Genomic DNA, 23,580 nt, shown 5'->3' with positions numbered 1-23,580 from the left:
AGACAAGGATCCGGCGATCGGTACAAACGCATGGGCACAAGCACGAATGGCTGGAGCACACACAGCTGGATTTTCACAATGGGCAAAACCGCGTCCGGCTTCGCCGCCATCGGTTGGGAGCCCCTCACGGATCTTGCAAGAAAGATCCCGCGAGGCGTTCCGTCATGTTCACGCTGCTATTGGACGAAGTGAATTTGTCCAACAAACAGGTTCACCGAAAACTAGGCGTCTTCGCCTTTTTCCTTTTCGATGAAATCGATTGCTTCGCCGACCTTTTGGATCTTTTCGGCGGAGTCATCTGGAATGCTGATGTCGAACTCTTCTTCGAGCTCCATCACCAATTCAACAGTGTCGAGCGAGTCGGCACCGAGGTCGTTGACGAACGATGTTTCGCGGGTGATTTTGTCTTTATCAACGCCGAGCTGTTCAGAAACAATGTCGACCACGCGTTCTTCGATAGACGCCATGGGCGTAACTCCGATTAAATGTCAGTTAATTCGAAAAGGGAAAGTGCAGATCTGTGGGGCAGGGCACAACCGAGGCGGCACTCCATAGCCGCTCGTGGCAGAACATAGGGGACGCAGCTAAAACGCGTCAATATGCCGTTAGCCGACCATTCCACCGTCAACGACGATGGTTTGCCCTGAAATGTAGCTGGCATCGCGACTGGCCAAGAACAATACCGCCGCGGCGACGTCCTCGGGTTGTCCAACTCGCTTGGCAGGGATTCGTTTCTTGACTTCTTCCAAAACGACTTCGCCAAGTTCCGCCGTCATTTCGCTCGCGATGAAACCGGGGGCAACCGCGTTGACGGTCACGCCTCGTGAGACGAGCTCTTTGCTCATCGTTCGCGTCATTCCAATCATGCCCGCTTTGCTGGCCGAGTAGTTGGCTTGACCGGGGTTGCCGATCAGGCCCGAGATACTGGCCATGTTGATGATTCGGCCGTACTTGCTCCGCCGCATCACTCCGGCGGCCGATCGGCAGCACACGAAGCAACTTGTCAGGTTGGTGGCGATGACGGAATCCCATTCTTCGTCGGACATGCCACGCATCAGTTTGTCGCGAGTGATCCCGGCGTTGTTGACCAGGATATCCAGACGACCGTGCTTTTTGTGAGTTCCCTCGATGGCTTCCGCGGCCGCTTTGCGATCGGTGACGTCGCATGGCAGTGCTTCGCCTTTTCCGCCGGCCGCTTCGATTTCGGCGACGGTGGCGGCCAGCTTCTCTGCATTGCGAGCGACGCAGACCACATGGGCTCCGTTTTGTCCCAGTGCGACGGCGACAGCGCGTCCGAGGCCTTGGCTGGCACCGGTGACGATGGCGACTTGATCTTTCAAATCAACCGACAGAGAGAGATCCATGGGGGCAGGTCTGTGGGGTTGGGAGGTTGGGGAAAGAATGGTGGCGAAACGCTAGCGTCGTTGCCAGCGTCGGTGGCGTTCGTAAGCGATTGTACGATGCCCTTGGAGGGTCATCTGATCTGATTTCACCAGGTCAGGGCTGGTCGCCGAAACCGTCGGTGGGTGTTTTGCGAGCGATCCGTTTGATCGTTCCTCGCAACACGCGACCGGTTCCTGCTTCCAAGAAACCATCCACTCCGTCACCGAGCATCGCGTTGATGGAGTCGTCCCAGCGGACTGGATTGACGACTTGGCGTGCCAGCAACTGGCGAATTTCATCAGCGGAGGTGTGTGGTTTCGCGTCGACGTTGCTGTACACCGGAATTCGCGTGTCCGACAACTCGACCTCTTCTAGAGCCCGTGTGAGTTGTTCCACTGCGCCATCCATGATGGGAGTGTGAAAAGCACCGGCGACACTGAGTGGCACGACCTTCATCGCACCGGCAGCGGAAGCTGCGGGTTCGAGTCGTTCCAGAGCTGACCGATGTCCTGACACGGCGATGTTGCCTGGGCACAGAAGGTTGGCCGGTTGCAGGATTTCGTCCCCGCTGCGGCACTCTTCGCAAACCGATGTCAGTTTCTCGAGGTCCAGCCCCAGCACGCTTGCCATGCCCGAGTCCGTTGCGTCGGCACAAGCCTGCATGGCTTCGCCTCGCTTTTGAACCAGTTTCAAACCATCGGCAAAGGAAACTCCGCCGGCGTAGCAAACGGCGGTGTATTCACCCAAACTGAGACCCGCGGCGGCCACGATCTTTTTCGCAAGTTCCGGATTCAGATCATCGTGAACCCGAGCGGCCGCGACTCCGACGACGAACAAAGCTGGTTGACTGTGAACGGTTTCGTTCAGTTTTTCAGCGGGGCCATCTGCGCAAAGGGATTTCAGGTCGTATCCCAGGACATCGGCGGCTTCGTCAAACAGTTCGTTGGCGATGGGGTATTCCGCGCACAACCATGTTCCCATGCCGGGCGTCTGAGCACCTTGGCCGGGAAACAGGATCGCTGGTTTCGCTGCGTCGAGACTCACGGCAGGTCGTTCTCAGTTCAGAATGCTGTGGCGGTTGGAACTACTGGTCAGTCGATTCAACGACGGTGCGACCTTGGTAATAACCGCATTTCGGGCATACGACGTGCGTTGGCACGGCGGTGCTGCACTGCGGGCAGTAGGTCACTTGACGCTTTTTCAAGTGATCGTGGGCGCGGCGTTTGCCGGTACGGCTATTGGAGTGCTTGCGTTTTGGGACGGCCATGGCAGACAAGCCCGCGAACGGGCGATCTTAGAATGGGTGGAGTGGACGAATTTCAAACCGCGAAAGATAAGCACCCGGTGAGGGTTTCGTCAACGCGTCCTGGACCCAAAACTCCCGCTTTCCGTGGCCTTTTGCAACACCGGGTTCGCTTCCAGGTTGGATTGCACCAATTCGGAAAGAGTCTCCGATTCGGCGGAGTTGTCCGAACCAAGGGCCTCCCCGGTTGCATACGATTGAATCAGATAGGATGCATCGCAGCGAGATGCTTCCCTGCACCGACGCCTCTTTTCCCAGAGCCCACACGTGACCAGCCCTGTGCCAAGTCCCGCGAAAACGACGATGGATGCCCCCGAAGCCCGCAATTTGCAGCAATTGATCGAGAGCGGATGGAAATCCAAATCGGTCAAGCAAGAAATCCGCGACAACTTTTCGCGGATGCTGGCCAACCGTGAAGAGTTGTTTCCGGGCATTGTGGGATACGAAGACACGGTCATCCCAGAAATCAGTCTGGCGTTGTTGGCCGGTCACGACATGTTGTTCATGGGCGAAAAAGGCCAAGCCAAAAGCCGAATCATGCGGCAGTTGGTTCAATTTCTCGATCCGTGGATTCCTTTCATCGATCACCCGGATCTTCCCGTTCACGAGGACCCGCTGAACCCGATTTCATCCTTGGGTAAGCGTTTGGTCGCCGAGCATTCCCCGGAAGACATCCAAATCGGGTGGTGGCATCGCAGCGAACGGTATGCGGAACGGTTGTCCCCCGGGACCAAATTCGCGGACATTATTGGCGAAATCGATCCGGCAAAATTGACGGGCGGAGTCAGCATGAGTGCCGAGGAAGCACTCTCGTTTGGTTTGATCCCGCGGATGCACCGCGGCATTTTCGCGATGAACGAATTGCCCGAGCTGGATGATTTGGTCCAAGTCGGTTTGTTCAACATCCTGGAAGAACGCGACGTCCAAATTCGTGGCTATCCCATTCGATTCGAACTGGACGTGATGATTTTGTTCTCGGCCAACCCGTCGACCTACAACCGATCCGGCAAAGTCATTCCTCAGCTGAAGGACCGAATCGGGACGATCGTGCAAACTCACTATCCGTCCGAACGGACGCAGGGAATCGAAATCCTGCAGCAAGAGGTTGGCGACGATTTGGGTGGTCCTTACCCGGTGCATGTGCCTCTGTTCATGTACCAAATCATTGAGGAAATCACTCATCAAGCTCGCCAGAGCAAATACATCGATCAGGCGTCGGGGGTGTCAGCACGTTTCTCGTTGGCGAATTTCCGGACGATCGTCGCCTCGGCTCGCCAACGCGGTATCGTGCACGGCGAAAGTCCCGCCGTTCCTCGAATCAGCGACCTCGGGCATCTGTATGCCAGCAGCCTCGGCAAGCTGGAATTGGATCTGATGGGCACGCACCAAATGACCGAGAAGCAAGTGATTGATTCGGTGATCGCGGAAGCCATTCAAACTGTGTTCGGCGAATACATCGAAGAACACGGGCTGGCGGAAATCGCGGAGATCTTCCGCGGCGGCGTTCGCGTGGAAGTCGGAACGATGCTGCCGAGCAGCGAATACGCGGAGCGGTTGCAGCATGTTCCTCCAGCATGGGACCGTGCGTTTGAGGTCAATGCGAGCGAAAACGAAGCGATGCGAGCATCGTGCGTCGAGTTCGTTCTCGCGGGGCTCTATAGCATGGATAAAATCAGCCGCTCGCAACGCCACGGCAAGATCAGCTACGAAACTTGAGCTCGGCGGAAAGACGCGGCAGAAATCCTCTGGCAATGACGTGATTGCGGCGACGTGGTACAAGGTCCGCTCGTTGACCCGACCGCCGACACCCCAGCCTTGAAGGGTGACTCGCCAAGATGAACCAGCACAGTCCGTCGTACGCCATCACGATCCGTTTGCGTTATTCCGATTCGCCCGGCGCGATGGGCAAGATCACCACCGCGATTGGCGAAGCGGATGGGGCGATCGGCGCAGTCGACATCGTCAACATTCGCGGCGGCAAAATTTCGCGTGACTTCACGGTCAACGCTCGCGATGTCGACCACGGCAAACGGATTGTGGAACATCTTCGCACGGTGGAAGAGGTCGAGGTGGTGCACACCTCCGACCGTGTCTTCCTGATGCACCTGGGCGGCAAAATTGAAGTCTTGCCAAAGATGCCGATCAAAACTCGTGACGATTTGTCGATGGCCTACACGCCCGGCGTTGCTCGTGTATGCAATGCGATCGCGGAAGATCCCGATTCGTCGTTCGCTTTGACCATTCGGCAAAACACCGTTGCAGTGGTCAGTGACGGTTCCGCCGTTTTGGGGTTGGGAAACATCGGGCCTCGCGCCGCCATGCCGGTGATGGAAGGCAAAGCGATGCTGTTCAAAGAATTCGCGGGCGTCGACGCGTTCCCTATTTGCTTGGACACTCAAGACACCGAAGCGATCATCGAAACCGTCCGTCAGCTGGCACCGACGTTTGGCGGAGTCAACTTGGAAGACATCTCGGCACCACGTTGCATCGAGATCGAAGAACGGCTGGACAAAGAACTCGAAATCCCGGTCTTTCACGACGATCAACACGGCACCGCGATCGTGGTGTTGGCGGGATTGAAGAACAGTTTGCTTCGCGTTGGCAAAGCACTTCCAAACATTCGCATCGTCGTCAACGGCGCCGGTGCGGCTGGAACCGCGATCGTCAAGTTGCTGTTGATCTCCGGTGCGAAAGACATCGTGGTTTGCGATCGTGATGGAGCCATTCACGCGGGCGAACCCAGCCAGCCGGATGCATCCAAGCAGTGGATTGCAGACAACACCAACCCGCGTGGTGCGTCGGGCAAGCTCTCTGAAGTGATTCAAGGAGCCGATGTGTTCATCGGTGTGTCGGCACCCAACGTTCTGCAGACGGAAGACGTCGCTGCGATGGCGGCTGATCCGATCGTGTTTGCTTTGGCCAATCCTGATCCAGAAATTTTGCCCGCCAACGCGGCCCCTCACGTCCGCATCATGGCGACCGGACGGAGCGACTTCCCCAACCAGATCAACAATGTGCTGTGCTTCCCTGGTTTGTTCCGTGGGGTCTTAGACGTTCGAGCAACAACGATCAACAACGAGATGAAATTGGCTGCCGCGGAAGCGATCGCGGCAACGATCCCTGAGTCGGATCTGCTGGATGACTATGTGATCCCCAGCGTGTTTGACCGGCGTGTCGCGAAAGTGGTCGCTCAGGCGGTTGCGAAAGCTGCGGTGGACACCGGCGTCGCACGTCGGCGAAACAAACCCGCCGAAGACATCATGTAGGCTCGATGGTTTTCGCTGTGAAGTAGAAGTAGGCCAGGTTCTCACCTGGCAACCGCACCGATGCTTTGCAACAAAGCGAAGCGTGAAGTGCTGTAGCACGGCGGTCCCCGCCATGATTCTTGGTTGTGCAGTTTTTAAGTGCCGCTTTTCGGCGGATTTGCACGCGGCGTACCTCTCCCAAAACGAAGTTTCGGGGGAGGTCGAACGACGCCGTTCAGGCGTACGTCAGGGAGGGGGCCGAGCATGAGAAACGGCGCACGTTGCCCTCCCCCGGAAATCTCGCTGAACGCTCTCTTTCCGACTCCTCCCGCTGCGCGGGTGGGGTTCTCAAGGGGTTACTGGCACAGCATTTCACAACTGCACGACCTCGTTCTCGGTGGAGACCACCGAGCCACAGGTTGAATGCTTGCGGATCAGCCTTCGGCTGGTAAACGGCCGGCTTCGATGACGGGGAAATCGCTTTGCAATCCCTGACGCATGAACTCGACCAAGTCCGCTTTCTCTTGTTCGGTCAAGTTCAGTGGCTTCATCTTGTTGCTGAGGTAGGGGTTGGGGTGTCCACCTTTGTTGTACCACTCGATGACTTCTTCCAGCGTCGCTTGACTGCCGTCGTGCATGTACGGTCCCGTGTCGGCGACGTTACGCATGGTGGGCGTTTTGAATGCGCCGCGATCCTTTTCTTCTTTGGTCACTTCGAAACGACCCAAGTCAGGATTCTCCGAATCCATGCCAACACCGATGTTATGAAATTGCTCGTCGGTGAAGTTGGCACCCGCGTGGCAGGCGGTGCAGTTGGCTTTTCCAAAGGTCAGTTCCATGCCGCGAATCGATGATTCGGTCATCGGGTTTTTGGCGGCTTCTTCTTTCAGCTTGGCATATTGCTCGGCGAGTGCGGGCTCTTCGTCGAGGTATTCCAAATCTTCGGCAAACGTTTTTTCAAACGCCGACAAAGGAGCGTAGTAGTCGTACGGAGCGGGCCCGGTCACGATCGCTCGTTCGAACGTGGCCAGTGCTTTGCCGATGTTATCGATCGTCACACCATCGTCGAATACCTTGTCAAACTGAGCTTTGTAGACCGGGTTGTCAGCGAGTGTCTTCACGCAGACTTCGTGGGTATTGCCCATTTCGATTGGGTTGGCGATCGGTCCCACGGCTTGCTCTTCCAAGGACGCCGCGCGTCCATCATGGAATTGATGTTTGCTGAGGATGCGATTGAACGAGACCGGTGAGTTGCGGTTGCCGGTTTGACCTCGGATGCCTTCGCCAAATTGAGTCGGGGCACCCCAGCCGGTTTCAGGTGCGTGGCATGTGGCGCAAGAGATCGTGCCGTCGGCTGACAGGCGCGGGTCGAAATACAGCTGACGTCCCAGCTCGATTTTGGCTCGCGTGATCGGGTTGTCTTCCGGGATATAAATGTTGCCCGAGGCGGCATCGAGCCCCTTGGGAAGTTCAACGTTCAGTTCCGTGTGGTTGTCGTCATCGGCCAAAAAACGTTGGGCTTGTTCCAGCGTCAGAGGGCCGTCGCCGGGGATTCCAGCGGTGAGTGTTGGGTCGCCGAGCGAAACGGTTTCGGCGGCGAAGGCGGTTGGGCCGGCGGCAACCAAAGTCGCCGCGGCACACATCAAGAAGCGATGAATGGTCATGGTGAAATTCAAAGTGTTTGGGAAGGCGTCGTTGAAACGAAGCATCGGGCGGACGAGTCCGGCTTGTTCTCTCGGCTGGCAGTGACAGCGGGAAAACCGATGGCAAGGCGGTGCGAAACGCGTTGGTTTCTCGCCTTGAGGCAGGACCTACAGTTTAGCATCTTGGGCACGGCTCGCGACTCAAAACGAGGTGATTCGTTTCGAACGCAAACGTCGACGCGGCGGTTCAGAGTTCGGAGAAAAGAGAACGCTGAGGACGGTCGAGTAAACGCACAATTTTTCGCCCGGTCACACTCATTGGCATGTCCGCCAACTCATCGACCGTAGCCCATTGCCAGGAGTCGGGTATCGGTCCACTTTCTGCGACGCGGTCGCCATCGGCAATCCATTCGCCGATGTGAACGTGCAACGTCATTCGGTAGCGAGTGACCGCGTGTTTGATGGTTTTTAAGCACATTCCGATCCTCACGTCGCCGCCCAGTTGATCTGCCAGCCAGGATTCCATTCCGACAACGTCGGCGGCCTCTGGTGGACCCGCGCGAGGAAAATCGATCATTCCCGCGAAGCGAACTCCTTCGGGAATTGTTCGAACGAGGTACCGATCGTCGCGAGAAATCACAACGGCGAGTTCGGTTCGGGACTCGTACTGAACCTTGCTGATCTTGCCCGGAATTTCGTCTTGCAGCCCCATTTGGTTGGCGTGGCACATTGTCGCCACCGGGCACTCGTCGCACTTTGGCGATCGCGGAGAACAAATCAGTGCCCCCAGTTCCATCGCGGCTTGGTTGAATCCCGCCGGGCCATTGGATCGATCGTCCGCCTTTCGGGGTGGCAGCATTTTGTCGGATAATTCCCACAGTCTGGCCTGAGCGACTTTCTCGGTTGGCGGCACGGTCAAACCGATCCATCGGCTGAAAACCCTTTGGGTGTTGCCTTCCAGTATTGGAAACGCTTTGTTGCGAGAAATCGACTGGATCGCTCCCGCGGTGTAGCGACCAATGCCCGGCAATGCCAGCACATCGTCGAAAGACTCCGGGAACTCGCCGTTGTGTTCTTCGACCATTTTTTTCGCTGCGGCGTGCAGTGATCTGGCCCGGCGGTAATAGCCCAGGCCTTCCCACATTCGCATCAGCTGGCTTTCGTCAGCGTCCGCCAAATCGCGAATCGTTGGGTAGGTGCTGAGGAAGCGTTCGAAGTACGGCAGAACCGTCGCCACCTGAGTTTGCTGGCACATGATCTCGCTGATCCAAACCCGGTACGGCGAATGATCGCGTCGCCAGGGAAGGTCGCGAGCGTTGTCCGAGAACCAACTCAGCAGTCGCTTGCGCATTCGAGACCGCCAATTGGAATCTTGCCAATTGCCGGAATCGATCTGCGGAGCTTCGGTATCGATGGTGTTGCGCGGATGCGAGAGGAGAAGAAGCGAGCGTGAACCGATGGGCGAACTTGAATCCGCGTTGGTCGCGAATCAGTTGGGTTCTGTCAGTTTGCCAAGTTTCGCATCGGTTTCATACTCGACATTGAGTCGTCGATAAACGATATGAATATTTTGCCCGGGGTCTCGCGTGTTGATCACGGCTTGCAGGTCGGCGAATCTTCGAACCGGTTCGCCGTTGGCTTGGATGATCACGTCGTCTCGACGAAGTCCAGCAGCTTCGGCTCCGCTGTCTTCGACGACGCTTTGAATGATGCACTCGTTGAACGTGTCATTGCAGCGGACACCCAAGAACCCGCCGCGTTTGTATTCGATCTTCAATCCCGGCAGAGTTTGCCGCAATCGATCCACTCGGTCGGAGGACGCATCGGTGCCGTTGAGCGTCAACGAAACGCGAATGGGAAGCTTCGCGATCGCGTCGATCATTTCGTCGTTCAACGTGACGTAACGAAACTCCAAATGATCGATGGATTCCAAGTCACCGATGACCTTCATCGTTTCCATGTTGATGTCGCCGTAGAGCAGCGATAGCGTTTTTAGGTCGGGCATTTGGGTGATGCCTTTCAAGACGCCTTCGCGAATGGCGGGGCCTTCGATGCGAGCGTACTCGACTCGATCGATCCAGCGTAGGAGTTCCAAGAGCGAATCGTCGCCTTGGTACGCCTCGTTGATTTCGACGACGCGTTGCAGAGTGCTCGTTGCACCGTAAACAAATTCTTTGACGCCGATCACGGCACCTTGCAATGACAGTGTCTGGATCGTCTGGGCTCGCCGGACATGGGTGATTTCTTCGACCGCCATGGAAGCTCTTTCGCCACGACTGCCGCCCATTGTCGAAAGCGACAGCAGTGTCTCCCAGGCATCCGGTTCGTCGGGATCCAACCGAGCCAATTTGGGCCGCTCTGATTCTCCTTCGATGATCGGCCGAGCCATGGCGATCGATTGTAGGATACCGATCGCCCGTTGAGTGGTTTCCAAATCGCCACGTTCGAGCACTTTGACCAAGGGGTCAATTGCGGCGGGGCCAGCTTTCAAAAGTGCTTCGGTGGCGTTCTCTCGTCGCAAATATGAATCGCTGGACAAGCTTTCAATTTGAGCGGCAATTTCCTCGGGGGTGGCGGCGTGGGAGACCGAAGCGAGGGTGGAAAGCAGTAGAAAACCAGCAATTTTCGTGCTTTGGTGAATCAAAGAAACGGAACGCATGGGGCCACATGATGGGTGGGAGGGCCGCGAAATGGCATGGTAAGGAGCAGGATGACACCTTTGAAACAAAGGGCAGGGTGTCCCGGGTTCGGCCGTCATCGTATTCTACCGGAAATCATGAAGAACGCACGCGTCAGTCGCGTCGATTGCGGTCCGTTTCCTTGGGGGAGCGAACCCATCGAAGCGGGAAGTCGCGGTTGTCCTCTCTGGTCGTGATGTGGCGGAAATTACGCTTCATCCACCATCATCCCCATCGACTTTTCACTGGAGCCTGCCCGGAATGTTGTCACGCGTGTTGGTTGTCGTTTGTTTGCTCACGTGCATTCTCGGTGTGCCCCTGGTCGGCCTGCCGGTTGCCAGTGTGGGGGCTCAGGACGAGGTCGCAAATACCTCGGCGGCTGAGACTGCACCGGCCGAACCGTCGGCTTCGGCGGAGGAAATTGCCCCGGCGGAGGAAAACGAAGCAGCCGAGGAGCCGGCCGCTCCGACATTGGAAAGCCTGCAAGCGGGAGTCGATGAGGCTTTGCTGGCCGGACACAACGGTTGGATGCTGGTTTGTTGTGCTTTGGTGTTGTTCATGACCGCACCAGGCCTGGCGATGTTCTACGGTGGTTTGGTGCGTCGCAAAAATGTTCTCAGCGTGATGATGCAGTGCATCTTCTTGATGGGAATGATGACGGTGCTTTGGGCACTCTACGGTTACTCGTTTGCCTTCGGTGGATCAGGCGGTTGGTTCGGCAACACGGACTACTTGTTCATGGAAGGTGTCCAGCGGTACTGGGACGATGACTTGGGCAAAGCCATCACGCCGATGGAAGGCGCGATGACGCGAATGACTCACATGTTGTTCCAAGGCATGTTCTTCATCATCACGCCCGCTCTGATCTGCGGTGCATTCGCGGAACGGATGAAGTTTAGCGCGATGGTGGTTTTCTCGATCCTTTGGGGAACATTCATCTATTGCCCACTGACCCACTGGGTTTGGGACGAAGGACCTTTGTCGTACTTTGCCGGTGACAAAGCCTTGGCCGGGGGAGCACTCGACTTTGCGGGTGGGACGGTTGTTCACATCAGCAGCGGGATCTCGGCTTTGGTCGCGGCGTTGCTGATCGGTCCTCGAATGGGGTACCCACGCGAACCTTTGCAACCGCACAACTTGACCTACACGGCACTTGGTGCCGCGATGTTATGGGTGGGATGGTTCGGCTTCAACGCCGGCAGTGAACTTGCATCGGATGATTTGACAGCCAGTGCTTTCGCCGTGACTCACTTTTCGGCCGCCGCCGGGGCGGTTGCTTGGGTGACACTTGAATGGCTGGTCCTTGGCAAGCCGACCGTTCTGGGCGCCAGCAGTGGTGCGGTCGCCGGATTGGTTTGCATCACACCGGCCGCTGGATTTGTTCAGCCCATGCCAGCTTTGATCATGGGAGCGATGGCGGGCGGAGTTTGTTATTGGGCGTGTTCGACGCTGAAGCACAAACTTCGTTATGACGATGCTTTGGATGCGTTTGGCGTCCACGGAGTCGGCGGCACACTCGGCGCAATTCTGACCGGCGTTTTCGCGACTCGTGCGGCCTGGGATGTCAGCGATGGTGTGCCAATCGGATTGATCGAATCGGGCGGTGACTTCACCTTGGTCATCGGGCAGGTTGTCGCCGTGCTGGTCACCTACGTGTTCGCCGGAGTCGGAAGTCTGATCCTGCTGAAGCTGATCGACATCTGCATCGGACTGCGAGTTCCTGCCGAAAGCGAACAGCGTGGTTTGGACATTTCAGATCACGGCGAAGAAGGTTATCAGTTCGCCTGATTTTTTGTTTCCAAGATTGAATTCGAAAACGCTCGAGCATTCCGATGCTCGGGCGTTTTTCTTTGTTAACGTCAATACTCGCGGGGTCAATCACCACGCGAAATACGGCCACGGTCCGGCGTGATTTGCATGAGGTGGCATCTCGATGAAGCCGTCGGTACCGGCGAGTGTGGCGACATCGCCCGAGCCTTTGCCGATCACCAATGCCGCACGGCCCGGTTGTGTCAGGCGGACGCCTCGCAACCAGTGCAGCGGCAGCGTCTTCTCACTGACCTCTTCGAGCGTCACCAGCGGAGGAAACTCCTCCCAGTTTGTCATGCCGGCTAGTTTGCGAATCAGTGGCATCGCGAATCGTCGGGCTCCCATCGTTGCGCTGACTGGGTTTCCGGGCAGTCCAAGGATCAGCGTCGACTTGGAGTCGCTTTGGTGAACGGCACCTAAAATCGGTTTGCCCGGTCGCAGCGGAAGCTTGTGAAAGACGATCTCTGCGCCGGCTTCTCGCAAGATTCGAGGGACGTAATCGTAGTCGCCCATCGAAACGCCTCCGGTCATCAGCACCACATCGTGGTGCTCGATGGCATGTTGCACGGCCGTGAGAAGTGCGGCGGGTTCGTCAACCGCGTGCATCGGCGGTGCACAATCAATCCAAGGTTGATTGGTCAACAATCCGAGCAAAGCGGACGCGTTGCTGTTGCGGATTTTCCAGGGTGGCAAAGGCGATTGATCCGGGGCAGTGCCAGATGCCAATTCGTCTCCGGTCGTCAACACCGCGACGCGAACGGGTTTGTGCAGGTCGACTTGTTGGACGCCAAAGTTGGTCAATGCAGCGAGCCGCGGAGAGGTCAGTTCCAAACCCGCTTCCACCGCGATCGAGCCCGCCGAAAGGTTTTCTCCCTGACGACGAATGTTGGCTCCGGCGGGGATCGACTTGGCCTGATCGGTCCACTGGATTTGGCCGAGCGAATGGGAGTCGCTTGCCGAAGCCGGTGCGGTTTCGTCGGTGTGTTCTCGCTGGATGACTCGATCGCAACCGACGGGAACGATCGCGCCAGTGAAGATTCGAATGACGCCGGTGTCGGATGCGGACGGTGGAGGTGAACCGGGAACGCTCTCGCCGGTCACTTCGATCGGCCCTTCATTTAGCAAGTCCGATTCGCGAATCGCGTAGCCATCCATCGCTGAAACGTCTGCCGCGGGGCTGTCACGGTCGGCAAGAATTGGTGTGGCGAGAACTCGCCGATGGAGTGATCGCAATGAATCGTGTGATTCGCCGATTTCGACTCGCTGGACGCCGGTTGTCCCGATCCGACGGGACAGTGCATCAATGGCTTCTTCGGGTGAGTCGAACGCGAATTTGGGAGTGGCGTTCATGTTGGTTCAATCAGGTGCTGTCGAAAGGAGGGCCCAAGTCGGCGGGCGTGTTGACGTTGCGCAGTCGGGTGGAGGGAATCGCAACGGTTTGGTGGTCGCTCGAACGTAGGGAACGATACAGGCTGCGGTGTTCGGATTCGACGACGCGTTGAATAGAGTCCATGCAGGCGACGGGATAGATGCCCACCAAAGGCTGCAGACGTTCCGGATCGGTTTGCTGTGCCAGCACGATTTGCGTCGGCGATTCTCGCCAGGCATGAACCAACGACAGCAGATCGTCGACGGACAAATCAGGTAGGTCCACCGGCGTGAAAAGACAACCTGCGAAACCGTTGGACGACGCGTGTTGCAGGGCGACCGACACGCCCATCGCTGGCCCCAAGGCCGGCTGGGAATCAAACAACGCAGGAACCGACGGCGGCAATTGAACTTGGGCTCGATGGGCCTCGGAGGCCAAGCTGACCACAATCTTTTCTTCACACACCAATCGCAATCGGTCCAGGCTGTGTGTCAGAAACGTCCCGCCACTTGGATGTGGCAGCAAGGCCTTTGGCGTTCCCATTCGCGACGAACGTCCACCGGCTAGCAACACGCCGAGCAATGGAGGAGGAGCGGCGTGTGGCATGGCGGTCAGTTCATTTCGCAACGCGACGTTGGTAGTCGGGCCAGACTTCTTCGGTGAACTTTTCTTCGCCCAAAGTGATCGTCTCGTTGACGTTCAAGTTGCCTTTGACGATGTGAGCGGAATTCAAAGCGTAGAAGCCAGGGACACTGGTCACAATGTCAGGCAAACGCGTTGAGTAATCAATCGTGGCGAGTGCCGCGACGTATTTCGCTCGCGCGATCTTGAAATCGAGAACTTGATCGCGGGAAAAATGGTCGTACATCTTCTCCAGCGTCGACAAACACTTCTCTTTGTAGTCTTCGTCGGATTCGTTCAGGCCCTCGTGATCATCGGGCAAGTACTTGGGCAAATAGACCAAGTGATTGCCGCCAAGTTGCTTGTCTGGATTCACGATCGTTGACATCTCGATCACGGCGGTCAGCGGGACCCAGGTGTCGGTGATATTGGTGACGTAGTACTCGCTGATGGGTTTCTTCATCAGCATCGAAGCGCACACCACGCCGAGATAGCGGATTCCGCGATGTCGTTTCTTTTCTTCGTCGGAAAGTTGGGGGACCGTGTCGGCGATCACGGGCGACGCGATGGTGGAAACGACGTTGTCGAATTTCTGCGTGCGGCCGTCACCGAAATCGACTTCAAACTCACCGCTTTCGAGTTTGCGGACTTGGCGTGCCGGCGATGACGTGAGTGTTTCAGCTCCTCGCTCTTTCAGCCAGCCAACCCATTTGTCCAGGATCGTTGCGTAGCCACCTGGCACATAACCGAACATCTCCGTCTTCATGCCACTTCGGCGGGCTTTGTACATCCGAGCGGTGTGGGCCCAGATGAACGCGGCGGAGGTTTGCTTGTAGGCTTCGCCCAGTTTGGCTTGCAGGAGCGGTTGCCAGATCTTTTCGAAGACGCCTTTGCCCGACCAGCGACGCAACCACTTTTCGACGGACAGTTTTTCGAGGCGACGCCAATTCTTGATCTTGGAGGCGTAGAAGATCGTGCCGCCGAGCCGCAGTTTTTGAATCAGATTCAGCGGCGGGAATTTCAAGAACTCCGCCGTGTTGCTCATCGAGATCAATTGCCCACCCGAGTAGAAACCCGTTTTGGTTTCGACCCAGTCCATTTGCGATTCCAAACCAAGGTCGGTCAGGAGGTCTCGCAGTTTGGTGTCGCTGAGCAGCGTCACGTGATAGAAGCGATCCCAGATCACATCGCCTAAGTTCCAAGCACTGGTCAATCCACCGAAGGTGGGTGCGGCTTCGGCAATCGTGACCTCTTGACCGCGATCGATCAGGTCACGAGCGACCTGCAATCCCATGACGCCACCACCGATGACCAACCAACGTGTGCTGGGAGAGCCGTCGTTGGTTGAACTGGAGTGGGGCGTGGAGGAGGAATCTGACACCGGGTTGGATGGGGAGGCAACCGACATCAATCAGGTTCCTGAGACACGGTGGCGACCCAACATCTTGAGCGTCAGCCAAATGGTCTTGAAGACTTGCATTTTGCTATCGCCACCCTTTTGGTCGTAACGCAGACGCAGCGGCGATTCGCCGAACACGCATCCTTGTTTGCGAAGCTTCAGCAAAATGTCGGCCATGCAGGAAAAGCCGGTCTCGCCAACGAAGTCGTCGCCGTAGTGATCGAAGGCGGCTCGCAGGGCCGATGCACGATAGGCTCGATAACCGGATGTGTAATCGCGAACACCACGTGTGGGGAACAGGACCGTGAACAATACGCGAGCCCCGATGCTGAGGAAGTGACGCTCGATTGGTACGCCAACGACTCGTGCGCCGTTTTGGAATCGCGACGCGATCACGCAGTCACATCCTTCGTGGACCGATTGCACCATGCGATTGATCAATCCAGGTGGGTGCGTGTTGTCGGCATCCATCGTGACGATGATGTCGCGTTCTCCGGCGCGGTCGACCGCTTCTTTGAGTCCGTCGCGGATGGTGACGCCGAGTCCTTGGTTGACTTCGTGACGGACCAAATGGATGGGCATTTGAAACGACATCTGCGAAGCGATTTTGGCCGTGTCGTCTTTGCTGCCATCGTCGACAATGACGACTTCATAGGGCAGTCCGCTGTCTGCGAAGGCTTCGCCGATTCGTTCCAGCAGTTCCGGCAACGATTGTTCTTCGTTGTAGGCCGGCAGGGCCATGATGACTTTGGCTGGACGAAATCGGTTGGTGATCGGGGCGGTGGTGGTCGCCGAGGCGGCGGGGACGGGCGACTCGGAGCCGATTACTGGGTCAGTCATGCTGTTGATCAAGGTGGGGTGGAGGGCCGATCGTAGTGATGGGTCGGAAAAAGACGCGAGAACCGTTTGTAGGGACCGCACCGATTCGGCGGGCTCAGTCTATTCCGATGTTTGTTTTCAGCAACCAATTCGTTGGGCGCATGTTCCCCCGTCTGCCGGGGAGGAGGCTTTCTCGCGAGTTTCCTGCACGATTCACCGCCGAATTCGTGAGGAAACCGGTTTCGAGGCGAAAATTGGCTGAAAATGCCGCGGTCAGAACGTTGCATGCCAAAATGGCTCGTTGCGAAGGCGACGGTGGGGTCAGATGCTATGGGAGAATGGCGCAATGAAAGCTACTCTGAACCGGCCGCAGGCCACCCGGTAGAAGCCATCGAGTTAGAAAATGGCTGCTGGGCGGCTGCTGATGGCCATCTCAAGCCCGTTTCTTCAACGTTTGGATGGGGACGGAATTGAGATTCGTCGCGTGAATGCGGCGCAAAGTGTCGTCGCGGCGCGAATCGTGCTGCATGTTAGGAGGGTAGAGACGGAATCTGCCATCGCTTGGCATCTGATGGTGGAGGTGTCGATCGAGAGTCCGCTTTCTACGACCACTGAAATTACTCGCTGACAAAACTAAATCGCCGACAATGGTCGGCATTGATGGAACGACGACTCATGTCTCTAGCCGGTCCGATGATCGATCTTCGCCGTTACGCCGATCGCGAACACCTGTTGCTGGCGTCCTACGCGATGCACAGTTCTGACACGGCGGGGCGAGTGCACCCCGAACAACCGCACGCTTACCGCGGTCCCTACGGTCGCGACCGAGACCGTATCTTGCACAGCAGTGCGTTTCGGCGGTTGTCGGGAAAGATGCAAGTGTTCACCGGTGAGATGGGCACGTATCACCGAACGAGATTGACTCACACGTTTGAAGTCGCATCGGTGGCTCGGACGTTGGCACGAGTCCTCCGGTTGAACGAAGACCTCACCGAGGCGCTCGCGTTGATGCACGACATCGGGCATCCGCCTTTTGGTCATTGTGGTGAGGACGTTCTCTCGGAATGCATGCAATCGGTCGGCGGTTTTTCACACAATCAATTCGCTCTGACGATCGTTCAAGAACTGGAGCAGCGATACCACGCGTTTCCAGGGTTGAACCTGTCGCAGGAGACTTTGGCCGGCCAAGACACCCGTGCGCATAAAGCCGAAGCCGCGGTTGGACATGCACCGTTGTTGGAGGTCCAAATCGTCGATGCGGCGGATTCAATCGCCTACGACGCTCACGACATCGACGATGCATTGCAGATGGGATTGTTGTCGATCGACGCTTTGTCTGAACTGGCGATCATCCGCCGAACGCTAGAACGCGTTCGCGAAAAGGCGGGCGAGTTGCCCGTTGGGCCGCTGCGTCAATTGTTGGTTCACGAGCTGATTGATCTGCAGGTCGGCGATTTGCTTCACATTTCGATCGAGCGGATGCAGGACGCGGACGGTTTGTCCGCCGATGCCGCCTGTCAGGCTGGGATTCGAGTCGGGCATTCGCAGACCATGGCATCCGAACGAGCCGAATTGGAGAGCTTTTTGTTCGAGGCTGTTTACCGGCACGATCGGCTGATGCCGGTCCGGGAAGCTGCCGCGAATCGAGTCCGGACGCTGTTTGAGGCATTGCACCAAAACCCCGAGCGTTTGCCGTTGCGGTTCCGACGTCGACTCGAACACCGGCCGAAAGACCGGGTGGTGGGCGAGTACTTGGCGGGAATGACCGATCGGTTCTGCGACCAGCAGTTTTCTGTCTTGCGGCAGTCCAAGAATGGTCCGCTGTCGGATTGGTGAGCAAATCAGTGCAGAGCATGCTTTTGATCCGCCGGAAGAGCTTGAAATCAATGGTTCCGGTCGGACAATTTGTCTCCCGTGGACGCACTCAATCGATTTGTGGCAACCGTTAACCTAGGGTTCTCCTGCACAGGCGAACCCCCTGGGCGTTCCAGCGGTACCATCTACACTGGAGCCTCCCTCTTTTCGTCCCCGTATTTGCTGAAGCGGCGTTTTGACCAACGCTGCACCCACCATGGCACTGATTGTCCTGCGATTCATCTTTTTGCTGTGCGCCGGAGGCGTTTCAGCGATCATCAACACCTCCCTGCCTAGCGGCGGGTCAGAGGCGGTTCCGTGGTTGACGTTTGTCGCCATCATGGGGCTGGCTGTGGCGATCGTGGTGCTGGACATCTATGTGCCGCGGAAGCGGATCGACACCATCACCTCGGTGTATTTCGGGGTGCTGATCGGTGTCCTGCTGACTTTCATCCTGACGATCGCAGCGGCACCGCTGATTGAGATGACGAGCAACCTGCGTGTCTTCCAATTGGTCGTCGGGTTGGTGCTGTGTTATGTCTGCACGTCAGTCTTGCTGCAGACCAAAGATGACTTCCGATTCCTCATTCCTTATGTGGAATTTGTTCGCGAAGTCAAAGGGTTCAAGCCTTTGGTGCTAGACACCAGTGTCGTCATCGATGGCCGGATCGCGGATTTGGTCGCGACGGGAGTCTTCGACAACCAATTGATCATGCCGCGATTTGCGTTGAGTGAACTGCAAGCGATCGCCGATAGCAGCGACAAGTTGCGTCGCACTCGCGGTCGCCGCGGTTTGGACGTGCTGAACCGGCTGCGTGCGGACGAGAACGTGGACTTGCAGATCTTCGACCGAGAGCTGCCCGAACTGGCAGGACAAACGGTCGATCTGAAGCTGGTTTTGTTGGCCAAACATTTGGAAGGCAAGGTCGTCACCGGCGACTACAACCTCAACAAGGTTGCCAAGGTCCAAGGTGTTCCGGTGATCAACTTGAACGAGATCAGCAACTCGTTGCGGCCAGTCTTCTTGCCGGATGAATCGTTCCGATTGCGGATCATTAAACCCGGTGAAGGCCCCGAGCAAGGCATCGGCTATCTCGATGATGGCACGATGGTCGTTGTCGAAGGCGGGCGTCATAAAATCGGGCAAGAGATTGACGTGCGTGTGACCAGCACGCTGCAAACCAACGCTGGCAAAATGATTTTCTCAAAAGTGGACGGTCGCTAGGGTCCTTTTCGATTGACCCACTCGACTCGGGCATCCTGGCGACGTATCGCGGGATGTCTAGGGGATTCCGTTTCAGTCCCCCCGGACGCTTCATCTGAATGTGCACCAAAGAAATAAGACATGGCCAAAAAGAAAACCGCGCCGAAAGTATTCGAATACGTCGAACCGATCGGCGATCGCGTTTTGGTTCGCAAGGACGAACCCAAGCGAGAGACTCGCGGCGGGATCGCTCTGCCTGATGCGGCCGAGATTCCAACCATCACCGGTCGAATCGTAACGATCAGTGCCGTGGTCGAAAACGATGAAGAGTTGCCGCTGCGTCAGTACGACAAAATTCTATTTCACCCGAAGAATGCGATCCCGGTGGACTTGGAACACGACAATCAATTGTTCGTAGTGCCGGTCGACGACATTGTTGCTGTCTTCCGTCGAGAGGCTCCGGAAGAGTGACGGGCCCAACCGAGCAGAGTGCCAGCGGCAGTTTGCTCGTTCGTGTTGTCCGCGGCTTGCTGCCGTCGATGCGATAGTCAACCGGCCTATGAGACCAAACCTTCGGTGACGCTCATGAAGACGTCTTCGAGCGTCGGATCGCGATCGTAGAAGGATCGCATTTGAACGCCCTGCGCAATCAAGTGATTGAGCAACGTCGACAAACCAGCGTCATCGGTTTCCAGTTCCGCGATCACTCGATCCGGACGCATCTCCAAGTCACGAAGGGCGGGGCTGCTGCGAAGGATCGAGATCCCGGCTTCGGCGTTCTCGGTGAATGCGATTTCGACTGTTCGATTGCGTCGGATCTTGCGATAGACCTGGTCAATCGGCCCGCTCATTAGCAGTTGGCCGCGCTCGATGATGCCAATTGATGTGCAGCAATCGGCGAGTTCCGTGAGAATGTGGCTGCTGATCAGAATGGTCTTTCCCATCCGGCGCAGTTCTTTCAGCAACGCTTTGACTTCCACACGAGCACGCGGATCCAAGCCACTGGCGGGTTCGTCCAAGATCAGTACCGGTGGATCGTGCACCAGCGTTTTGGCGAGGCACAGCCGTTGCTTCATTCCGCGAGACAAGCCGTTGACGAAGTCGTCTCGTTTGTGACCCAGGTCCAGCAGTTCGAGCACGTTGTCGATGATGGGGCCACGTTGTGATCGAGCAATACCGTAGGCGACGGCGAAGAAGTCCAAGAATTCCCACACCCGCATCCCGTCGTAGACGCCAAAGTTGTCGGGCATGTAGCCAATCGCGCGGCGAACACCCATCGGGTCGTTCATCACGTCGCATCCGGCAACTTCACCGCGTCCGCGAGTGGCTCGCAACAATGTGGCAAGGAAACGAATCGTGGTGCTCTTGCCGGCTCCGTTGGGGCCGATGAAGCCAAACGTTTCCCCAGCGTCGATTTGCAAATCGATCGATTCGACCGCGGTGAACTCACCATAGTCTTTGCCAAAGCCTTCCAGGGTGATCATGGCGTTTCCTTCGTGGTGTCGGATTCTTCGGTGACTTCAGTGCCCGCGGATTCTTCTTCGCTTTTCTTCTTGGCTTCTTTCGCTTTGTTGGCCTTCTCTTCTTCCAGCGTGGTGGTTCGACTGCGGAAGTCGTCCATCAAGTTTTCGTCGGGTTGAGGCGTGGGGACGGCCGGGTATTCCAAATGTGCCAGCACGATGGTGTCCGCCTCGACTTGCTTGCAGACCGGTTGGATTTCCAAACCGCCCCATGCGGGACTTTCGTCGTCGTCCGCCTGATCGAGTGGGACCTTCGCGAGTCGACCTAGCAACCGTGTTGTGCCAGGTTCGATGTAGGTACTGTTGAGAATTCTTCGCATGCATTGTCGCACACCCGAATCAACGCCTTCTGGAACTCTCACTTGGTCCGCGGACTGATACGAAATTTTGGGATTCTCTCCCGGAGCGACACTGCCGAGTACCGCGATTTCGGTCTTCGATGTGTCACTTGATCCGGTAGGTTGGCGAATGACGTAAACGTCCGTCAGGTCCAAATTGGAATCGTTGCGAAGCGTGCTGCCGTCTTGAGACAAAGAAATTTGCCCGCCGACCGGAACCATCTGCTCAACGTGAACGGAACCATAGGAGTTACTGCCAACCGCGATTCCGTCGAGCCGGGGGCCTGCATCAAAACCAAGTTGCAATGTCAGGCCATCAGAGCCGAACATGGCTTCGTTGCGTGAGTCGGTTCGTCGAGACGCGAGCATCGTGATCGCCGCATCGGGGTTTTCAAACTGGACCGAATAGTTGCTGGCGAGTGAGTTGTATAACGCGATCGCGCGAGTCAGGTGACCTCGATCGTGGTCGCGTGGGATTTCCAAGAACGCCAGCTCGTTGCGGCTGCGGGCAAAGCCCATGTCGAGTTGTGCCGCTCGCGCGACCATGAATGCGCCCACCAATGCGATTGGAATCATTGCCAACCAAGCCCACTCAAGACGTCCCATCCAACGGAAAACGGCGTAGTTGAGCGGGATGAGAACGATCAGGTAGATCAGCAAGCTTTTTACGACCAGCGACGAATCGGGGATCGTGACACCGATGCGTTCTTGCAGCGAATTGCGAAAGGACAACATCAAAGCGCTGTCATCTTTCCAGCCGCCGACACCACTGACTGGATGCTGCATCACCTCTTCGTCCAGACGGTTTCGGTAATCTTTGGCGGAACGAACCAGGCTCGTTCTGGATCGTCCTGATCCAACCGACGCTTCATCGCCGTTCGGTTCATCGGATGCGTCTTTGACTTCGTCGAGGCTTGGAAGCTTGCCCAATCGCATGTCTCGAGCGAAAAGGCGGAAGCCCGAATTGATTGTGGGCGGAGCATCTTCAATTGTCATGCCCACCAGATTTTGCTGAACCATTGGTTGATCGATGATCGCGGCCATCTCTTCTTCTGAAACGGTATCGATTTCATCTTCGCTCAGAAAAGGCTGCGGCATGGACGCGGGAGTCCCCTCGAGTTTTTGGCATACACGTGGCGGTCGACTCAGGACGACGCTGTTGAAGAAGCTGTCGTAGGATTTCCAAGCCGTCATCCATTCGCTCAGTAGGTCCACGCGGCTTTGCACGATTCGTCCGCGACCGATTCTCCGTTGGTATACCAAGTCGCCGGTGCCCAATGAGGTTGCGTCGGCGGTGGGTTGGCCGGCCACCGAGACCGTGCTGTTGTCACCTGACAATCTCGCTTCGATCGCGGGAATGGATTCGTCGGTCTGGACCCGGTGTGATTTCAAAAACGCGATCGCGTTGTCGCCGTTGAGTTCTTCGTTCCCGTCAGCTTGAATCGGTAACAACGATTTCAATTTTGGATCGTCGATCGCGTCCGCTCCCGAGGGGCCGTTGACGATCAGCGTGCCACCAAAATGCAACCAGTCGACGATGGCGTTTCGCTGGCCGGGCGTCAGTGCTGATGATGTCAGGTCGTCCCAAAACAGGACCGCGGTGGATGTCCAATCCAGCATTGTTTCGGATAGTGGTAGGACACCTTTTGTCGGCGGGATGACGATGCGGTAGTTTTCTCGTGGTCGATAAAACTCGTTGGTCGCCCTCATCGGCTCGACCCAGTCCGCCGTCTGCAGTCGGGTGAAACGTTCGGATCGTTCGGTGAGCACCACAAAGAAAAACGATTGCGGTTGCAACGCTGCGAATTTGCTTGGTCGCAGCGGCACGGCAGCGCCGGTTCGTGATGAGACGAAGTCGCCATCGAACTCGAGGCCTTCGATCAATCTGCCGCCCGCCTCCGACGCCAAGGCTCGGGTTTCCAATTCGCGGCGCTGGCCCTTTGGCAGAACTGCCGGTCGTCGAACTCGAAAGGATTTGCCAACCGTTCTCGAGGACGCGTCAGCGATCTTGGCATCCAATTCGAAACGTTCGACTTGGTCGGTCAACGCGTTGACGGGGCGAACGATTTTAGTGTCGGTGACGATTGCACCGCGTTCGTCTTCGCGGTTGCTTTTCAACGTCACTCCCGCGGCGAACCAGTGCCCCGGTTTGACGGCTCCGTCCGTGGCACCTTTGGTTCCCGCATCGGCACGTGTGGCGGGGAACGCTTTGGCTGGGCCGATGGTGAATGGCGGCAATTTCTGCTGCGCGACTTCTTCCTTCAGGTCCGTTTCTTCGGTTTGGCGACAACCATCGCAGCCGACGAGCAACGGAACAAGCATCACCCACGCAAACCACAGCCATGGGTTAGGAGGCGACGCTGCATTCATCATAGAATCTCAATCTGGAAGTGAT

General features: G+C 57.0%; 19 protein-coding genes. 6 read left to right on the top strand and 13 right to left on the bottom strand.

Going from position 1 to position 23,580, the window contains the following annotated elements; all coding sequences use genetic code 11:
• Positions 1 to 221 precede the first annotated feature (221 nt).
• The 4 genes from RB_RS00675 to rpmF form a co-directional block, all read right to left on the bottom strand.
• Positions 222 to 467 (bottom strand): acyl carrier protein, encoded by a 246-nt coding sequence (locus RB_RS00675; RefSeq protein WP_007324899.1) that lies wholly within the window; start codon positions 465 to 467, stop codon positions 222 to 224.
• A 138-nt stretch (positions 468 to 605) separates the two neighbouring features.
• Positions 606 to 1,364, bottom strand: coding sequence for a 3-oxoacyl-[acyl-carrier-protein] reductase (gene fabG / locus RB_RS00670; protein ID WP_007324898.1), 759 nt, complete (start codon positions 1,362 to 1,364; stop codon positions 606 to 608).
• 133 nt (positions 1,365 to 1,497) lie between these two features.
• A complete protein-coding gene (fabD, locus tag RB_RS00665; RefSeq protein WP_011117846.1) occupies positions 1,498 to 2,427 on the bottom strand; it encodes an ACP S-malonyltransferase in 930 nt (309 codons plus the stop codon).
• A gap of 40 nt (positions 2,428 to 2,467) precedes the next feature.
• The gene (gene rpmF, locus RB_RS00660; protein WP_007331836.1) at positions 2,468 to 2,650 is read right to left on the bottom strand and encodes a 50S ribosomal protein L32; all 183 of its coding nucleotides are present in this window, start codon (positions 2,648 to 2,650) and stop codon (positions 2,468 to 2,470) included.
• A 339-nt stretch (positions 2,651 to 2,989) separates the two neighbouring features.
• Between rpmF and RB_RS00655 the strand changes: the two genes are divergently transcribed.
• Together RB_RS00655 and RB_RS00650 are read left to right on the top strand one after the other, a co-directional pair.
• Positions 2,990 to 4,402 (top strand): hypothetical protein, encoded by a 1,413-nt coding sequence (locus RB_RS00655; protein WP_007338923.1) that lies wholly within the window; start codon positions 2,990 to 2,992, stop codon positions 4,400 to 4,402.
• Positions 4,403 to 4,521: 119 nt separating this feature from the next.
• Positions 4,522 to 5,952 carry a malic enzyme-like NAD(P)-binding protein gene (locus tag RB_RS00650; RefSeq protein WP_007338924.1) on the top strand — a complete coding sequence of 477 codons (1,431 nt, stop codon included), beginning with the start codon at positions 4,522 to 4,524 and terminating at the stop codon, positions 5,950 to 5,952.
• Between the two features lie 413 nt (positions 5,953 to 6,365).
• Here the strand turns inward: RB_RS00650 and RB_RS00640 are convergent, their stop codons facing one another.
• The 3 genes from RB_RS00640 to RB_RS00630 all read right to left on the bottom strand — a co-directional run bounded on the left by RB_RS00640 (position 6,366) and on the right by RB_RS00630 (position 10,233).
• On the bottom strand, positions 6,366 to 7,640 hold the full coding sequence (locus tag RB_RS00640) for a cytochrome-c peroxidase (RefSeq protein WP_011117842.1): 1,275 nt from the start codon (positions 7,638 to 7,640) through the stop codon (positions 6,366 to 6,368).
• A 181-nt stretch (positions 7,641 to 7,821) separates the two neighbouring features.
• Positions 7,822 to 8,925, bottom strand: a complete 1,104-nt coding sequence (gene mutY / locus RB_RS00635; RefSeq protein WP_011117840.1) for an A/G-specific adenine glycosylase — start codon at positions 8,923 to 8,925, stop codon at positions 7,822 to 7,824.
• A gap of 138 nt (positions 8,926 to 9,063) precedes the next feature.
• On the bottom strand, positions 9,064 to 10,233 hold the full coding sequence (locus RB_RS00630; RefSeq protein ID WP_164921287.1) for a PDZ domain-containing protein: 1,170 nt from the start codon (positions 10,231 to 10,233) through the stop codon (positions 9,064 to 9,066).
• A gap of 280 nt (positions 10,234 to 10,513) precedes the next feature.
• Between RB_RS00630 and RB_RS00625 the strand changes: the two genes are divergently transcribed.
• On the top strand, positions 10,514 to 12,040 hold the full coding sequence (locus RB_RS00625) for an ammonium transporter (protein ID WP_164921286.1): 1,527 nt from the start codon (positions 10,514 to 10,516) through the stop codon (positions 12,038 to 12,040).
• Positions 12,041 to 12,130: 90 nt separating this feature from the next.
• Here RB_RS00625 and RB_RS00620 read toward each other — a convergent pair whose 3' ends face one another.
• From RB_RS00620 to RB_RS00605, 4 genes are read right to left on the bottom strand one after another with little or no spacing between them, the layout of a single operon-like run.
• Entirely contained in the window at positions 12,131 to 13,411 is a 1,281-nt protein-coding gene (locus RB_RS00620) for a molybdopterin molybdotransferase MoeA (RefSeq protein ID WP_011117835.1), read from the bottom strand.
• Positions 13,412 to 13,421: 10 nt separating this feature from the next.
• Complete coding sequence (locus RB_RS00615; RefSeq protein ID WP_164921285.1) at positions 13,422 to 14,036, bottom strand: molybdenum cofactor guanylyltransferase; 615 nt, start codon at positions 14,034 to 14,036, stop codon at positions 13,422 to 13,424.
• 10 nt (positions 14,037 to 14,046) lie between these two features.
• Complete coding sequence (locus tag RB_RS00610; RefSeq protein WP_164921284.1) at positions 14,047 to 15,459, bottom strand: NAD(P)/FAD-dependent oxidoreductase; 1,413 nt, start codon at positions 15,457 to 15,459, stop codon at positions 14,047 to 14,049.
• Positions 15,460 to 15,462: 3 nt separating this feature from the next.
• Positions 15,463 to 16,290, bottom strand: a complete 828-nt coding sequence (locus RB_RS00605) for a glycosyltransferase (protein ID WP_193427759.1) — start codon at positions 16,288 to 16,290, stop codon at positions 15,463 to 15,465.
• 672 nt (positions 16,291 to 16,962) lie between these two features.
• Here RB_RS00605 and dgt point away from each other — a divergent pair.
• From dgt to RB_RS00585, 3 genes are all read left to right on the top strand, one after another.
• The gene (dgt, locus tag RB_RS00595) at positions 16,963 to 18,105 is read left to right on the top strand and encodes a dGTP triphosphohydrolase (RefSeq protein ID WP_007330022.1); all 1,143 of its coding nucleotides are present in this window, start codon (positions 16,963 to 16,965) and stop codon (positions 18,103 to 18,105) included.
• Between the two features lie 235 nt (positions 18,106 to 18,340).
• Positions 18,341 to 19,348 (top strand): PIN/TRAM domain-containing protein, encoded by a 1,008-nt coding sequence (locus RB_RS00590; RefSeq protein ID WP_007338937.1) that lies wholly within the window; start codon positions 18,341 to 18,343, stop codon positions 19,346 to 19,348.
• Between the two features lie 120 nt (positions 19,349 to 19,468).
• Positions 19,469 to 19,798: a co-chaperone GroES gene (locus tag RB_RS00585; protein ID WP_007330019.1), complete on the top strand. Its 330-nt coding sequence runs from the start codon at positions 19,469 to 19,471 to the stop codon at positions 19,796 to 19,798.
• 86 nt (positions 19,799 to 19,884) lie between these two features.
• On the opposite strand, the gene RB_RS00580 is transcribed toward RB_RS00585, so the two are convergent.
• Positions 19,885 to 20,811: an ABC transporter ATP-binding protein gene (locus RB_RS00580; RefSeq protein WP_007330018.1), complete on the bottom strand. Its 927-nt coding sequence runs from the start codon at positions 20,809 to 20,811 to the stop codon at positions 19,885 to 19,887.
• Positions 20,808 to 23,558, bottom strand: a complete 2,751-nt coding sequence (locus tag RB_RS00575) for a hypothetical protein (RefSeq protein ID WP_011117825.1) — start codon at positions 23,556 to 23,558, stop codon at positions 20,808 to 20,810. Before RB_RS00575 ends, RB_RS00580 begins: the two co-directional genes overlap by 4 nt.
• Between the last annotated feature and the right edge of the window lie 22 nt (positions 23,559 to 23,580).

Origin of the sequence: Rhodopirellula baltica SH 1 (genome assembly GCF_000196115.1) — a bacterium.
GTDB lineage: Bacteria > Planctomycetota > Planctomycetia > Pirellulales > Pirellulaceae > Rhodopirellula > Rhodopirellula baltica.
Note: the sequence above shows the minus strand (reverse complement) of the source record. Positions and strands in the feature narration are given on the sequence as shown.

Bases quoted from the DNA above. Each gene is read 5' to 3' on its own strand.
- RB_RS00675 (WP_007324899.1), bottom strand. From the start codon at position 467: ATGGCGTCTATCGAAGAACGCGTGGTCGACATTGTTTCTGAACAGCTC.
- fabG (WP_007324898.1), bottom strand. From the start codon at position 1,364: ATGGATCTCTCTCTGTCGGTTGATTTGAAAGATCAAGTCGCCATCGTC.
- rpmF (WP_007331836.1), bottom strand. From the start codon at position 2,650: ATGGCCGTCCCAAAACGCAAGCACTCCAATAGCCGTACCGGCAAACGC.
- RB_RS00655 (WP_007338923.1), top strand. From the start codon at position 2,990: ATGGATGCCCCCGAAGCCCGCAATTTGCAGCAATTGATCGAGAGCGGA.
- RB_RS00650 (WP_007338924.1), top strand. From the start codon at position 4,522: ATGAACCAGCACAGTCCGTCGTACGCCATCACGATCCGTTTGCGTTAT.
- RB_RS00640 (WP_011117842.1), bottom strand. From the start codon at position 7,640: ATGCTTCGTTTCAACGACGCCTTCCCAAACACTTTGAATTTCACCATG.
- mutY (WP_011117840.1), bottom strand. From the start codon at position 8,925: ATGCGCAAGCGACTGCTGAGTTGGTTCTCGGACAACGCTCGCGACCTT.
- RB_RS00630 (WP_164921287.1), bottom strand. From the start codon at position 10,233: ATGCGTTCCGTTTCTTTGATTCACCAAAGCACGAAAATTGCTGGTTTT.
- RB_RS00625 (WP_164921286.1), top strand. From the start codon at position 10,514: ATGTTGTCACGCGTGTTGGTTGTCGTTTGTTTGCTCACGTGCATTCTC.
- RB_RS00620 (WP_011117835.1), bottom strand. From the start codon at position 13,411: ATGAACGCCACTCCCAAATTCGCGTTCGACTCACCCGAAGAAGCCATT.
- RB_RS00615 (WP_164921285.1), bottom strand. From the start codon at position 14,036: ATGCCACACGCCGCTCCTCCTCCATTGCTCGGCGTGTTGCTAGCCGGT.
- RB_RS00610 (WP_164921284.1), bottom strand. From the start codon at position 15,459: ATGTCGGTTGCCTCCCCATCCAACCCGGTGTCAGATTCCTCCTCCACG.
- RB_RS00605 (WP_193427759.1), bottom strand. From the start codon at position 16,290: ATGACTGACCCAGTAATCGGCTCCGAGTCGCCCGTCCCCGCCGCCTCG.
- dgt (WP_007330022.1), top strand. From the start codon at position 16,963: ATGATCGATCTTCGCCGTTACGCCGATCGCGAACACCTGTTGCTGGCG.
- RB_RS00590 (WP_007338937.1), top strand. From the start codon at position 18,341: ATGGCACTGATTGTCCTGCGATTCATCTTTTTGCTGTGCGCCGGAGGC.
- RB_RS00585 (WP_007330019.1), top strand. From the start codon at position 19,469: ATGGCCAAAAAGAAAACCGCGCCGAAAGTATTCGAATACGTCGAACCG.
- RB_RS00580 (WP_007330018.1), bottom strand. From the start codon at position 20,811: ATGATCACCCTGGAAGGCTTTGGCAAAGACTATGGTGAGTTCACCGCG.
- RB_RS00575 (WP_011117825.1), bottom strand. From the start codon at position 23,558: ATGATGAATGCAGCGTCGCCTCCTAACCCATGGCTGTGGTTTGCGTGG.